The organism is Nostoc sp. DedQUE02, assembly GCF_034531035.1.
GTDB lineage: Bacteria > Cyanobacteriota > Cyanobacteriia > Cyanobacteriales > Nostocaceae > Nostoc.
This window is the reverse complement of record NZ_JAVRBY020000048.1, coordinates 1-14,540: the sequence shown is the minus strand read 5'-3', so window position 1 is coordinate 14,540 and position 14,540 is coordinate 1. Positions and strand designations below refer to the sequence as shown.

General features: G+C 41.9%; 14 protein-coding genes. 7 read left to right on the top strand and 7 right to left on the bottom strand.

The window, feature by feature from the left end; translation table 11 throughout:
* Positions 1-146: 146 nt before the first annotated feature.
* Positions 147-344, top strand: a complete 198-nt coding sequence (locus tag RMX98_RS26935; RefSeq protein ID WP_179065660.1) for a hypothetical protein — start codon at positions 147-149, stop codon at positions 342-344.
* An 81-nt stretch (positions 345-425) separates the two neighbouring features.
* Positions 426-902: a Tic20 family protein gene (locus tag RMX98_RS26930; RefSeq protein WP_322682072.1), complete on the top strand. Its 477-nt coding sequence runs from the start codon at positions 426-428 to the stop codon at positions 900-902.
* 3 nt (positions 903-905) lie between these two features.
* Here RMX98_RS26930 and RMX98_RS26925 read toward each other — a convergent pair whose 3' ends face one another.
* Entirely contained in the window at positions 906-1,679 is a 774-nt protein-coding gene (locus RMX98_RS26925; protein WP_322682073.1) for a fumarylacetoacetate hydrolase family protein, read from the bottom strand.
* Between the two features lie 380 nt (positions 1,680-2,059).
* Between RMX98_RS26925 and rpsF the strand changes: the two genes are divergently transcribed.
* On the top strand, positions 2,060-2,416 hold the full coding sequence (rpsF, locus tag RMX98_RS26920) for a 30S ribosomal protein S6 (protein ID WP_322682074.1): 357 nt from the start codon (positions 2,060-2,062) through the stop codon (positions 2,414-2,416).
* A 203-nt stretch (positions 2,417-2,619) separates the two neighbouring features.
* Positions 2,620-3,180, top strand: a complete 561-nt coding sequence (locus RMX98_RS26915) for an Npun_F5560 family protein (RefSeq protein WP_322682075.1) — start codon at positions 2,620-2,622, stop codon at positions 3,178-3,180.
* 788 nt (positions 3,181-3,968) lie between these two features.
* Here RMX98_RS26915 and RMX98_RS26910 read toward each other — a convergent pair.
* The gene (locus tag RMX98_RS26910; protein ID WP_322682076.1) at positions 3,969-4,322 is read right to left on the bottom strand and encodes an STAS domain-containing protein; all 354 of its coding nucleotides are present in this window, start codon (positions 4,320-4,322) and stop codon (positions 3,969-3,971) included.
* A gap of 491 nt (positions 4,323-4,813) precedes the next feature.
* Between RMX98_RS26910 and RMX98_RS26905 the strand changes: the two genes are divergently transcribed.
* On the top strand, positions 4,814-5,443 hold the full coding sequence (locus tag RMX98_RS26905; protein ID WP_322682077.1) for a DedA family protein: 630 nt from the start codon (positions 4,814-4,816) through the stop codon (positions 5,441-5,443).
* A 53-nt stretch (positions 5,444-5,496) separates the two neighbouring features.
* Here the strand turns inward: RMX98_RS26905 and RMX98_RS26900 are convergent, their stop codons facing one another.
* The 3 genes from RMX98_RS26900 to RMX98_RS26890 all read right to left on the bottom strand — a co-directional run bounded on the left by RMX98_RS26900 (position 5,497) and on the right by RMX98_RS26890 (position 9,190).
* Positions 5,497-6,699, bottom strand: a complete 1,203-nt coding sequence (locus RMX98_RS26900; protein ID WP_322682078.1) for an argininosuccinate synthase — start codon at positions 6,697-6,699, stop codon at positions 5,497-5,499.
* A 116-nt stretch (positions 6,700-6,815) separates the two neighbouring features.
* Positions 6,816-7,082, bottom strand: a complete 267-nt coding sequence (locus tag RMX98_RS26895; protein ID WP_322682079.1) for a hypothetical protein — start codon at positions 7,080-7,082, stop codon at positions 6,816-6,818.
* A 140-nt stretch (positions 7,083-7,222) separates the two neighbouring features.
* Complete coding sequence (locus RMX98_RS26890; RefSeq protein WP_322682080.1) at positions 7,223-9,190, bottom strand: EAL domain-containing protein; 1,968 nt, start codon at positions 9,188-9,190, stop codon at positions 7,223-7,225.
* A gap of 352 nt (positions 9,191-9,542) precedes the next feature.
* On the opposite strand from RMX98_RS26890, the gene RMX98_RS26885 reads away from it, so the two are divergent.
* Complete coding sequence (locus tag RMX98_RS26885) at positions 9,543-10,103, top strand: PEP-CTERM sorting domain-containing protein (RefSeq protein ID WP_322682081.1); 561 nt, start codon at positions 9,543-9,545, stop codon at positions 10,101-10,103.
* 61 nt (positions 10,104-10,164) lie between these two features.
* Here the strand turns inward: RMX98_RS26885 and RMX98_RS26880 are convergent, their stop codons facing one another.
* On the bottom strand, positions 10,165-12,525 hold the full coding sequence (locus RMX98_RS26880; protein WP_322682082.1) for a PhoX family phosphatase: 2,361 nt from the start codon (positions 12,523-12,525) through the stop codon (positions 10,165-10,167).
* Positions 12,526-12,986: 461 nt separating this feature from the next.
* On the opposite strand from RMX98_RS26880, the gene RMX98_RS26875 reads away from it, so the two are divergent.
* The gene (locus tag RMX98_RS26875) at positions 12,987-13,919 is read left to right on the top strand and encodes a glycosyltransferase family 2 protein (RefSeq protein WP_322682083.1); all 933 of its coding nucleotides are present in this window, start codon (positions 12,987-12,989) and stop codon (positions 13,917-13,919) included.
* Between the two features lie 153 nt (positions 13,920-14,072).
* Here RMX98_RS26875 and RMX98_RS26870 read toward each other — a convergent pair whose 3' ends face one another.
* Positions 14,073-14,381: a hypothetical protein gene (locus RMX98_RS26870; RefSeq protein ID WP_322682084.1), complete on the bottom strand. Its 309-nt coding sequence runs from the start codon at positions 14,379-14,381 to the stop codon at positions 14,073-14,075.
* Positions 14,382-14,540 lie beyond the last annotated feature (159 nt).

Below are 14,540 nucleotides of genomic sequence, written 5' to 3'. Positions count from 1 at the left end.
CCAAGGTGGGCGCAAAGCCCATCGCCAATCACAACACTTAATCGCGCAAACGCATCCAATCTACCTGAAGCGGCTTTATCCGCTACAAAGCTTATCCTCTTGTGAGTGAAATGTGGGTGACAATGAGGATTTACAGGAGGGATTCGATGCTAGTCATTTTAATGGACGATCAAATCCTTGCCCCTGAGCAAGTTTGTCAGTCTTGTTTACTCGCTGACGGGAGCGGTCAACCCCGTTGGCGTGGCGGTCAACTGCGCTGTGGTCAAGCCATTCGCAAACTTACTCAACAGCAGCCAGACCAGTATGAGTGCATGATGGGCTTTCGCATTGCCCATATAGAATAGTTGAATTTGTCAGCAAGACCTAGCAACTGCGTTATCCTAAGCTCAAGTAACTATAGAAATTTAACCACAGGAGAACGCATAATGTCTTGGCGCGGGTCTACAACGGTTTCAGATCGGATTTTTGCTTCCTTGCCTTATTTGCTTCCTCTAATTGAGGTTTTTGTATTTGGTAGATATTTGCTCTCAGAGTTTCCACCATTACAACTGCTGTTTCTGCCGCTTCTGCCATTGTTGAGAATTTACTACGGCGTGCGTTATGCAGGAATGATTATTTTCTTTGCTTTATTTTTGCTAGTAGTGAGAAACGAAAAAATTAGTCACTTTATTCGTTTCAACACCATGCAAGCAATCCTTTTGGACATCATTATCTTTTTGTTTAGCATTCTGACTGATGTTGTGGGACTAGTTCCTTCTGGTGGTTTTGCAATCCAAACCCTATCCACAACTATTTTTATCGGCATAGTAGGAGCAGCCGCATATTCAGTCATCCTGTCTGTGAGTGGACGTTATGCGGAAATTCCGGCGATTTCCGATGCAGTGTATATGCAAGTGCGTTAGAAGTTAACGCGACGCTACGGTGTTTTCCAGGCGACCAATACCTTCAATTTCCACGCGGACGCGATCGCCTGGATGCAATGGATTAACACCTTCCGGCGTACCTGTAAGCACCAAATCACCGGGTAATAACGTCATCACCTGACTGATATAAGAAACTAGAACATCGGGGGAAAACACCATCTGATCGATACAAGCAGATTGGGCTGGATTAGCGTCGTCATTTACAAAAGTCTGCAATCTCGCTCCTGGATTTAATTCCCGCACAATCCAAGGACCCAAGGGACAGAAAGTATCAAAACCTTTGGCCCGTGTCCACTGACCATCCTTTTTTTGTAAATCTCGTGCTGTTACGTCATTAGCGATCGTGTAGCCCCAAATTTTGGTTTGGGCTACCTCTGGTGTGCATTCAAAGGCATAATCGCCAATCACTAATGCTAACTCTCCTTCGTAGTCAACTCTTTGTGACTGGGGAGGATACTTAATTTCCTTCTCAGATGGAATGATCGACGTAGGTGGCTTGAGAAAGATTAATGGCTCAGAAGGTACTGGAGTTCCCATTTCGGCTGCATGATCTGCATAATTCTTACCCACCGCCACAATTTTTGAGGGAGCGCAGGGAGCCAGAATTTGGTAATTTTCTGGTGTGAAAATTAAATCAGTGGGTTGTCCATGTAACCAGGGCGGAGCATCTAGCACCTGCACATTTAGGGATAGCTGTAGTAACCCATAGTAAATCTGTCCTTCTGGATTTTGAATTCGCACGTAGCGCTGCGCCATAACCTTGATAAATATCCTTTTATCTGCTTTTTAGTTGCTGTGAACAGGTAGCAATCATCAGTTAGCTGTTTAGCCAACCAGATTGAGCCTTGAGCAAAAAAGCGATCGCTATAGATGCCCTTAGAGAAAGATACTCCTTAGCGAAGCTGATAGCTCGATCAATCTTGCGAAAGAAATATTGCGGTTGCCTCCCGACCTAGAATTATAAGGGACATCCAAAAAATCCCAATTTTGGCGATTTGGCTGATGAAACAAATTGAAAACTGGTAAGATTATAGTTCCTTGTTGCTTCAGATGTTGATTAATACTGGCATTTTAAATAAAAATTAGGTATAGATTAATATCAGCAGCCACTTTTGTCCATGAGGAAACTGAAGAATATGACTACAAATTACGAAACAATGTACATCCTCCGTCCCGATCTGGGAGAGGAACAGGTAGAGCAAGCAGTTACGAAATATCAGAATTTGCTGCGCGATCAAGGCGCTGAAGATATCCAAATTCAAAATCGTGGTAAGCGGCGTCTGGCTTATGAAATCAAAAAACACCGCGATGGCATCTACATTCAGTTAAACTACAGTGCGCCTGCAACTGCGATCGCTCCCTTTGAACGTGCTATGCGTTTGAGTGAAGAAGTGATTCGCTATTTGACAGTTAAGCAAGAAATTGCAGAGGAAAAACCCCCTAAAGAGGAAAAGGAAAAGCCCACCAAAGTAGCTACAACAGCAACAGCTTAGGGAGCAGGGGGAGCAGGGAGCAAGAGAGGAAAGTTTTCCCCTCAGCCTCTTTCCAATTCCCAATCCCATTCAATAAAATTTTGTCTTTTTCTGATCTTGTAACTAGTTTGGGAATGCTAAATTAACAAATACTTGCCAAAGGTAGTACTCCCGCAGTTATACCTAAGAGTGGACAAGATTCTGAATGGGAGCTTTAAGCTACTGTGAGCCAATCTGATACACCTAATATTCAAGTTCTCTCTACGGAAGTATCGCAGCTACGCCAAGAGTTGCAACTTCGCGATCAATTAGTGCAGCAGCTATCTCAAGAACTCTTCCGGCTGGTAAAGGGAAATACTAGTTTTATGCCCCAGCAGCCGGAGGTTGAGCGCGATTTGACCCAGTTACACGCTTTGCAAGAACAACTCCAAGCTGTGGAACAGCAGGTGGCGTTCTACCAAGAGCAAATTACAACTCGTGACTCCGAAATTTATCAATTGCGACAGTCAGTTCAAGAACTCACTGATCGCACTCGGATGTTAGAGCAAGTAGTACAAGAGTTACCTCAAATTTACCGTCGGAAGTTTGAGGAGCGGATGACACCAGTCAGAGAAAAGGTAGCAATGCTACAACGGGAAAACCGCCAACTGCAAGCAGAACTGCAAAGTGTGAGTTACCGTTTAGCACTCAAAACTCGCAATTCTAGTCACAGTGGTATTGATTTGCCAAATTTTCCCCGCCCAGCATCCGAAGAAACTAATATTTCGACTCCCCAGAATGTGTAAAATTTCCATTGTGGTGGAATCTCAGAGGTAAGAAATTGGTGCAGCAAAGGATCTTGGAGACATCCAAGTAGTACATCAAGGCAAAAATAACTATAGAGTTAGAAATAACGCAAAAGTTAATATCCTGACCTTTCTTACCTCCTGCTTCCTTGCACTAGTTATGTTCAGATACAAGTAAGTAGGCAAAAATAAATCAAAGTAGATTAAGTAATGTAGAAATATTGAGACTAATTTGTAGTGAGCGGCTTCGCCCTACCTACAAAACGCTACATATAGCAAGATCCCCAAAGGAGTACATTACCTTTAATTATTTACGCCGCTCTACTTTAGAACAAGTAGTTTACAGTAATTTGAAAAGCCCTGTTTTTAAAAGGCTGGGGAGTGTTACAAAGAATTGCATTTGCTTTGACTTTTGGTTATTTCCTGCTTTAGAGGATGTTTGAAAAGTCGTAGACTATAGCAAAACCAAACTTCCATTTCTCTTCCGAAACACGTAGAGGCTTTGAAATCCCCTTTCCCGACAAGGGAATCAGGGCCAAGGAGGTTAGGTTTTTGATGTTTTGATCTAGCAACAATACTTTTCAAACATCCTCTTAGCTAGACAAAAACAAGCAGATGAATGAATGTGTCATTCATACTACCTAGCTCAAAATCATGAGTTTACTCAACATTCTTCTCTAGACAAAAAGGAAAATCAGCCTGCTAGCACCAGACTGTTATCTTAAAAGAATGTGAAAAAATACAAATATCGCTTGACTATACCATCCTTCTAAAGGTAGATTTGTTAATTAGTCCGCTAGCACCAGACTATTATCTTCGACGGTAGTAAAAATGTCTTCGTAAGTTTTGAAAATTTCAAACACTGTATCAAGTTGGGTAAGTTCCAAAATTAACCGTACAGGAGCTTGCACATTGCATAAAACCAAGCGGCAACCACTCTGACGTGCAGCTTTTAACCCTTTTACTAAAGGAACTAACCCAGAACTGTCCATGAAATTAACCTCTGCTAGGTCAATAACCCAGAGTTGATGAGCTTGAGGCACTACTCCAGCCATCTGTTCACTCAAAGCATTACCGCCTTCTAAATCTATGCTTCCTTGGGGTTTAAACAAAATCACTTGAAATTCTTGTGTAAGAGCCATGAATTTTAAGAGGGTAATTGGAACAATTGACAAAAAACTGAAAAAAGACATCAATACCTCTGCTCTTTCAACGACAAAATGACTGTTTTACCCAGATATTTGGGGAATTGCAGTCCTAAAGTTGAGAGAGATTATTTCAGTATTCATGCCGTATAATTTGTGATAACTTTCATAAATATAGGCATAAGGGCCTAAGAATTTCGGTATCAATCGTATCTTTTACAAAATTTTCATAGTTTTCTCAGAATTTTATAAATTTTATATAAATTTTTAATTTTTCCTGTTAAAAAAATACGAATTTATGGTATTAACTTAAAAAATTTGCATAGTCAATAGTCAAAAATTAATAGTGACCATAGACTATAAGTTATGGATTATGCAGAATTAAACTAATGACTTAATGACTGAATGTAGTGGTTTGATTGACACCCCACCCAAAAACAAGCAAAGATATAGTAAATAGTAAAAATTTGTAAAGACGGCGGTGCGGGATGTCTTTAGAGCTGATTTCACTAGAAAATATCCAGGAAGTCGCCCATACATACGGGTATTGGGCAATCTTTTTGGGAATTTTGCTAGAAAATTTAGGCATTCCCCTTCCTGGTGAAACCGTGACCTTAGTAGGCGGGTTTCTAGCTGGCAGCGATGAACTAAATTTCTGGCTGGTTCTCGGTGACGCAATTATGGGTGCTGTCATTGGTGGCACTTGTGGCTACTGGATTGGTAGACTTAGCGGTTGGGCTTTTCTGGTAAAAGTTGGTAGCATATTTCGGATTTCGGAAGTGCGGCTGCTGAATATTAAAGAGCAATTTAGTCAGAATGCTGCTAAAGGTGTATTTTTTGGACGTTTTTTGGCATTGTTACGAGTTTTTGCTGCACCACTAGCTGGTATAGCTGAAATGCCCTTTGGAAAATTCTTTTTATACAACTTTTTAGGAGCAGTTGCTTGGGCTAGTTTGATGGTGACATTAGCTTTTTTTGCAGGGAAAGTTGTCTCTTTAGAACAATTGGTTGCTTGGGTGGGTCAATTTGCGATCGCAGCGTTACTGATCCTTGCTGCCTTAATTTTTGTGCCCCTGTGGTTAGAGTCTCGCCAAGTTAAGGGGGCAGCAGAAGAGTAAGGAAAAAGAAGTGGGAGATGAGGGAGAAAATTTTCCCTCATCTCCTCATTTTCCTAACCTCTAACTTGCTTTGACCAAATGCGAGTTGGTAGTCCCCAAACGTAGATAAAGCCTTCAGCAGCTTTGTGATCGAATTGGTCTTCGGCTCCGTAGGTTGCCAAATCGGGAGTATACAGGGAATTATCGCTCGAACGCCCAACGATCGTAGAGTTGCCCTTGAACAACTTTACTCGTACAGTTCCAGAGACTCGCTCTTGTGTCTTTTCAATAAAGGCATCAAGTGCAACTTTGAGTGGACTGTACCATAAACCGTTGTAAACGATTTGGCTGTAAGTTTCTTCAATGCCGCGCTTGTAATGGGTAACATCTGCCGTTAAAGTCAAGCTTTCCAAATCTCTATGTGCCTGAATTAGCACCAACATCGCGGGTGATTCGTAGATTTCCCGTGATTTGATGCCTACTAGGCGGTTTTCAATCATATCAATTCGACCGATGCCGTGATTTCCTGCTACCTGAGTGAGTTCTTCAATTAGCTCAACTGGCTTTTTAGCTATACCGTTGAGGGTAGTAGGAATACCAGCTTGGAAACCAATTTCGATGTACTCTGGCTCATTGGGAGTGTCAGCGATCGCTTTGGTCATCTCATAAATTTCTTCTGGTGGCTCAAACGAGGGATCTTCGAGTAAACCAGCTTCAATACTACGACCAAGCAAATTCTTGTCAATACTGTAGGGAGAAGATTTTTTGACTGGTGAGGGGATACCAAACTTTTCCCCATAAGCGATCGTTTCCTCACGACTCATGCCCCATTCTCTGGCTGGTGCAAGAATCTTCAGGTTGGGGTTCAGGGCGGTTACAGAGACATCAAAGCGAACCTGATCGTTACCTTTGCCAGTGCAACCGTGAGCGATCGCATCAGCACCATATTTTTCGGCTGTTTCTACTAATACCTTGGCAATCAATGGACGAGCAAGGGCAGTTCCTAGAGGATAACGATTTTCATAAAGAGCGTTAGCTTGAATTGCTCCAAAGGCGTAATCTTTAACGAAACTGTCTTTAACATCTGCCACGAGGGATTCACTTGCACCGGATTTGAGAGCTTTTTCTCGAACTGGCTCTAATTCATCTCCCTGACCTAAATCTGCTGCTAGGGTAATCACCTCTTCCACACCCCACTCCTGTTTGAGGTAGGGGATGCAAACGGAGGTATCCACTCCGCCAGAATATGCCAGGACAACCTTTTTGGCGCGACCCATTAATTTCTCCAGTTAGGACAACAAAGAATGAGTCATTATTATATCTGAACTAACCCAGGTATATTTTCTTCATCTCAATCTCCCAGGAGACCACCACTTACCCGTAGCTGCAACACCTAATCTCGGTTAGTTGACTCAGAAGCTGGAGTTTCCACTTCAAAGTTGTCTCCCCGCTTCTTTACTGAAAAGTCCGGCTCATTTTTGCTATTTTGAGCTAATCCAGCAGCACCTGCGATCGCTGTTCCTGCAAGTCCAAGTCCAGCAGACCATTTGGCATCATTGATCTTTGGCGAGACTAAAACAGCAACACCAATAACCGCTCCAATAGTTGCCATAAACATCGGTGTTATAGCCCTAATGATTTCTGGTGTGAGAGATTTCATAAAAGTAAGTTATAGAATTGGTTCTGTTCATCAGGTAAATACACAGCATCAAATTCCCATTCCAGAATTGTGAACCAATTTAGCTTTAATCTTGACTATGACAAATAACTCAAAAAATTCCTTAACGTATCCTAGACCCATCACCACTGAGGATTTGTCAGAATTAATTCCGCCGCCTGCGAGCTATCTAATGGATGGGAGAAAAAATATCCCTGCCCATATTCGCAGTTCAACTTTCTCAACAGTGCTAGTTGCTCTTCTGTCTCCACCCCTTCGGCGGTCACATCCACACCTAATTTGTGTGCCAATGTAATAATTGTCTCAACAATATCTAAATTTTCATAATCAATAATGTCCCGGCTAACAAATGAGCGGTCTATCTTCAACTGATTAATTGGAAAGTCGTGGAGACGACCCAATGAGGAATAGCCCGTACCGAAGTCGTCAATTGCCAACTTAATTCCTAAATTTCTCAGTTGCTTTAGCCTGATGATGGCTTTATCGTTGTTTTCCATAATTACGCTTTCTGTAATCTCCAGCGTCAAACTCGCTGCGTCTATTCTTGTGTCTTCTAGGACTTTATTGATCTGCGACAGCAAGTTTTCTTCACTGAACCTTCTACTACAAACATTGACACTAATGCTCAAGGGCAACTTATCCAGATCCCCAGAGACAGAGGATAATTGCTCTTGCCACTGCTGTATCTGACTACATGCCTCATGCAAGACCCACTGCTCAATAAGGATGATTAGCCCAGTTTCTTGGGCAGTTGACATGAAATACTCTGGCAAAACAATGCCGTGTTTTGGATGTAGCCAGCGTACAAGCGCTTCAAAACCAATTATCCTGCCGCGACTGAGTGACACTATCGGTTGATAATAAATCCGAAACTCTTGAAGCTCAATGGCTCGGCGCAGTTCGTTAACCAACTGCAAGTGTGTCATTGCTTGAAGATGCATGTCAGTATTAAAAATCTCATAGCACGCCCTGCCTTGTGTCTTAGCTCGGTACATGGCAATATCGGCATCACGCAAGAAGTCTTCTGGTTGTTCACAACCTGTTGTGCTTAAGGCAATGCCAATACTGGCTGTAATAGAAACTTCTTGTCCACCTAGAATTACCGGAAGTGCCAGTTCCTTTTGTATTCGCTCAACAACCCCTATCACTTCTACTACATCTTTAATTCCCCCCAGCAAGATGATAAACTCATCTCCTCCCAGCCGTGCAGCTATATCTATAGAGCGCAAGCATTCTTGAAGCCTTTGAGCAACGGTAAGCAGTAATTCATCTCCAAATGTGTGTCCCAGGCTGTCGTTGATCAACTTGAAGCGATCTAGGTCTACAAACAAGACAGCAAATAAATAATCTGAATGCCGTTTGGAATAATTGACCGCAAGTTTTAAGCGGTTCATAAATAAAGCGCGGTTTGGGAGACCCGTTAGTAGATCGTGAAAGGCAAGATGCAGCAGTTGTGACTTGGCTCGTTTACGCTCTGTAATTTCACTCAGCAATTGCTGATTTGCTTTTGCCAGTTCTGCTGTGTGTTTTGCCGCTTGTTCTTCAGCTTTTTTAGCTTCGCTGATATTACGCAGCAACCAACGCCAGCTTAACAACTTGTCTTGTGAGTCATATACTGGAGATACCCTGATACTGGCAGGAAAAGGTGTACTTAACCGTGGCTTTAGGTAAATTACGCAGTCCTGCATCTGCTGCGAATTATTTATCAGGGAGCTAAATATCTGGCGGTCTTGTTGAGCAATAAACACAGTTAATGGTTTACCTAGCAGATATTTTTGGCGCACACAGAGCATAGTTGCTGCTGCATAGTTAGCCTCTAGGATCTTCCCTACCGTATTAGTTACCAAGTAACCATCTGGTGCAAAATCGAATAATTCTTGGTAACGCTGACGTTCTTTCTCTGCTACCGCTCTTGTTACCTCTAACTCTTCGGAGGCAGCCAATAGTTCTTCCACTGCATTTTGGAGTTCATCGAAAGCCACTATCATTAGCTCTTGTTCTGAGTCCGGTTCAGTTGCAGTGCGCTGCCATATTCTCCGTACCCGCGATCGCAATTGCTCTATCTGTTGGCTAAATCCATCTACGTCCATGTTGCTCAAGCTGCAAAATCCAGAAGCGTGGGCGTAAGTGGTTATACTATCAGTGTATAATCACAAAATGCTATCTATAGGAGGATATAGTTCTCTTTAAGATAGTGTGAAAGATTTAAAGTCCTGAAGAAGTTTACTCTGTAAGAAGTGTTGATAGTCAGCTTCAAATATCAATATAATCTGCTGTAAAGTTTGAAATAAGTTTAGGCAAAATTTATATATAGCTAACAAAGTTAAAGATTTAACGGAGATAATCTTTTGTTTGCTATTTCTTAACCTACTTATATTGGTTGAAAGTTTATTTAAGTGAAATTACAAAATTATTCATTTTTTAGCTTTGGAGCATTTTCTGATGAAATTAGCTAAAAATACTAGCATTGCTGCTTTTGTTGTTGCGATCTCGGTTGCTGCTGTTGCTAAACCGACACAAGCTGCCTTGGTTAATTATGGTTTCACTGTAAATGCAACATCTGGCGATCGCCCCGGTCAATATTTCGGCTCTTTTAAGTATGATGACTTAACCTTAACTGGTATAGGTGAGGAAACTCTAGGCGTTAACAATGGATTATCTATTTTATTTGACTACTTAGGTACTCAGTATACAGAGACAAGTGATTTTGATTACCCATCATCGCCTATAGTCAGCTTTACAGATGGCAAAGTGTCAGGACTGAGCTATTTAGTTGAAGATCAGTTTTTCATTGGAAATGATCCAAGTAATCCAAATACAGGAGGAACAAAATTTTATAGCATTCTCAGTGCTGACTTATTGTCTACAACAGAGGTGGGTACGGTAACTTACTCTAAGAGAACACCAGTACCAGAACCAATGACTCTTGGTGGTATAGCGATCGCAGCTGGTATGGCGTTGGGGATGAAAGGCAAGAAAAAACTATCTGGAGTGACAAATTAATAGCCCTATTTTGAAAATCAATCTAGAGACGTTAGATAATAACGTCTCTACACACATAGTCTTAAGTAAAATTACCAGTACAATTCTTGCGTCTAATGGCAATTACAGATGGTTTAGGAACACTTCTAGGTTGACTCTTTCCACCGTCAGCAGTTGGGATGTTACTCGGCCAACTACTACCACGAGGCACTGTCCGAGCCTGATTGAATGTAATACCATTCAAATCGAGTAATTCAATCTCACGACTCAGGAGCGTGCCATCGTTAATTGGACTATCTTCGCCGGGATGCTGTACCGAAATAATCAGCGTATCTCCTACAAAAGTTGGCCCAGTCATCTCACAACGCACTGGCCCATGAGCAAAGGGTATTACTTCTCCTGCATTCGTCCCAGTAGTAGGAATGTAGAATAGCCAGTTATTACCGAAAACTCCTGTGAAGTTGGAAACATTACCACTGGCTGTGTGGTCGATGGTAGTTACTGTCCCAGCAGCACCGACATTAAAACCATTGTGAGTGGTGGTAGACATATCTGTTACCCCCCAAATATTTGCCTTATTGTCGAACACCAGGTTATCTACATTGGCAAAACCAGCACCAGAAATTGATCCGGCTTCGCCACCTTGAGCAAATCTCTGCCAACGGAAGGTTAGACCTGTACCATCGACACTATCTTCAATAATCTTGTATAATCCCCCAGATTGTTGCGTTGCGTTGACATCTTTACTCAACTTGGCAACCTGGAAAATGCGCGAATCTGGATAACCGTCGCTTCCCGGCGCACCATCAGTATATGCAATGAACACTTCTTTGGTGGTCGGATGCACTTCTATATCTTCTGGACGTGCTGTGGGAGTTCCGCCAGCCAAATTCGCTGCTAAGAAGGCATCAGCGAGAATAGCACCTTGGGAAGTGTAGAAGTCAGATAACTTCTTACCTTGATAAGCAGGTAGTCTCTCTGCTTCGTTGGTGCGATCGACTGCGAGGGAACCGCCATCTGTAGTTTCACCTGCAATCCCATTACGTTTTGGTAGAGGTAAAAGACCATTTCTTTGAGCCGAACCCAAAGCAGCAAACTCCACAGAAGAAATCACCGATGGTGAAATGGGATTGGTGGGACTGTTTAAACTTAACGGTATCCATTGACCCGTACCATTTGGATTGTAACGGGCGACATACAACGTACCACTTTCCCACAAACTACTGTTGGCTTTACTGGTTGGTGAAGAAATAACACCTGCACTGACAAATTTCCAGGTGTGTCCGCCACGCCTATCATCACCCATGTAGGCGATTAACGGTTTTCTAGCTTCCGCACGGATGGCAACGTTTTCATGGCGGAAACGACCCAACGAAGTATGTTTGCGAGGGCGGAAATTCGGATTAACGGGGTCAATTTCGACAATCCAACCGTATTTTTCGCCAACTAAACCGAAGGTCTTACTAGTAGTACCATCGGTGTAACCTGTTTGAGTACCATTAAGGTTAACTGATTCCGTGACACCGACAAAAGATCCTATACTTCCTTGAAAGTTTTCTTCAGCACTTAAAATCGTTCCCCAAGGAGTTGTACCGCCAGAACAGTTATAGCCAGTGCCAATAATTTTGTTACCCAATCCATCAGAAGAGAGGTTAAATACTTGGGTTGCAGCTGGGCCAGTTGCGATGAGATAGTTTTGATCGCCTTTTTGGTGGCTACGACTTCCCCAAGAAGTGACATTTTTATATTCATCACTCCTTTGGCTATTAATTCCCAACCCAGAAAGACCGTGAAGGCGGCGATTCCTGGCATCACCTTTAACCACAGCATAACGGTTACTAGAATTACGTCGGGAGATGCGGACAATTGATCCACCTAAGTTATATAGTGCTTCGCCGTCAAATTCAATACCTCTAGTCGCAGGTAAAGCCCACCCAATCACTGATTCAAAGGTGGTAGGCAATCCTTTAACATCTGCTGGGGCTTCTGGTGCTAGATCAGAAAAAGGAAAACTCACATATTCGTGATTGACCCACAAATAGCCGACATCCTTGGTTCTGCCCAGAGGAATAAAACCTGTATAATCGTTGTTGTAGCCGAAATAATCATCTTTGTTAGGAAAGACGCGATCGCCCCAGCTGATAATTACATAACGTTCATATTCTGGTGGCACTACCACATCATCAACTACGTTGTAGCTATTTAACTTTGCATTTGCAGATGCATTGATTACCTGTCCCTGACCGATTCCTGTTGGCAAAAAACTTTTCTGCTGTTTATAAATCGGTAAGGGATGAGGTAAGCGCACTGGTGTAAAGCTTAGTGGCCTGTTATTTGCTCCTGCAATACTAGAAACACCATCTATAATTGTGTCTCCCAATACAGCAGCACCAGCACTGCCAGCAAAAAATACTAAAATTTGTCTGCGACTCAATTTAGACATCAAACTCTCCTCTGTTGTGACATAAAAAATTTAGTAGAGGCAAATCTTGATTACTGACAGAAAAAGCCATCAATTATTTACGTGAAATGCCACATATTTTGAACAGTAAATAACCTGTTATTAACAAAAGGTTTTTGCTATTCAGGTTACATAACTAGACAAAAATTTTTAAGTTTGTCATATAATCTAATGACCAAAAATTAACATCAGGTTATATGTTGATTAATGGAGATTTATCAAACAAAATTCAGGAGTCAGAAGTCATAATTCAAAATAAATTCTGCCTTGTTAAATAAACTTACTTTGAGAATTTTCGGGCGGATACCAATTAGAGATGGTCGGGGAATACCTATAAAAATTATTTCCTTTGACATTTTCTTAACCAGAATCAGCTAAGGAACAGTGTCAGCGCCTCATCTGTCCTATTCTGGAGATGGATAAATAATGTTGTGGGTGAGACTGTGTTTTTCAGCGTTGTGATACCGACTTATAATCGCCAACCGATTTTAGAAAAGTGCCTCCGCGCCTTGGAGGTGCAGGAGTTTAGTCAGCCAAATTCGGTTACTGGTTACGAGATTGTCTTGGTAGATGATGGTTCTACTGATGGCACATTAGAGTGGTTAGCAGCACACAAAGAAGAGTTTCCCCATGTGCGATGGTTTGAGCAAGATCATGCTGGCCCAGCTGCGGCTCGGAATTTGGGGGTAGAACAGGCGCAGGGAGAAACAATTATCTTTATTGATAGCGATTTAGTAGTGCTGAAGAATTTCTTGCAAGCTCATGCGGACGCACTAGTGCAGGGTCAAGAGAAATTGGGGAGCGATCGCTTTTTCACTTACGGTGCAGTTATTAATACTTGTAATTTCAACAATCCAACTGCTGAACCCTACAAAGTCACAGATTTTTCAGCAGCTTTTTTTGCTACGGGAAATGTAGCAATACCCAAACATTGGTTAGATGAAGCCGGACTTTTTGATACTAGTTTTCAACTCTATGGCTGGGAAGATTTAGAATTAGGCGTGCGGCTAAAAAAACTAGGTTTGACACTAATTAAATGTCCAGAAGCCGTAGGATATCACTGGCATCCAGCATTTAATTTGGAACAAATTCCCCGATTAATTGACCAAGAAATTCAACGCGGACGGATGGGAGTTTTATTTTATCAAAAGCATCCCACATGGGAAGTGCGAATGATGATTCAAATGACTTGGCTGCATCGGTTACTTTGGGGAATTTTGTCACTTAATGGTGCGTTAAATGAACGGACAATGGCTCCGTTATTGCAATGGCTAATTAACTTAGGTAAACCGCAATTAGCTTTAGAAATTGCCCGAATTTTCCTCAACTGGTACAACGTGAAAGGTGTCTATGAAGCCTATGCCCAAATGCAGTAAGCATTGTGATTTAAACACCTTTGAAAAGTACCACCATATAATCAACCGTGTAAAGATACAGGATGTCGGAAAATAGAGGGAAAGTCGACATTAGGATAAAAGCGGTTACAGTAGAGTATTCAGCCCCAAATCAGCCCAATCATTGTCTCTGTGTTAAGCTGTTTTACTTTTGCCCTTGCTGTATTTTTTATGTATCTTCTCAATTGCAAATTCATGCTCATACTCATTTAAGCTTTGTTCTCGAATCTCAACCCAAGCAAGTAACATATTTGTCAAACTCGGCCACTCCGTTTTCGGGATAAAATCACTATCGTAGAAGCTGATTACAGGTGAAGTAACTTGCTGTTCATCACTACCAATTACAGCTAATATTAAATCCTCAAAACAATCAATCGGGAACCAGCGTGGCTCAATCTTGTCGTTGTACATAGCTTGACGTACTAAACCTTTGTACATACTCATAGCTTTTTCTAACGAAAAAAAAGAATCATCAGTAATAAAAGGAAAGTCAAAGTAATTATCAAAGGAGTTCCAATCTTTTGATCCTAGATTCCGCAGGTGCGCTCGTAAATGCTGTATTTTAAAAATGACCTAAATGCTGCATTTTAGAAGCATGACAGC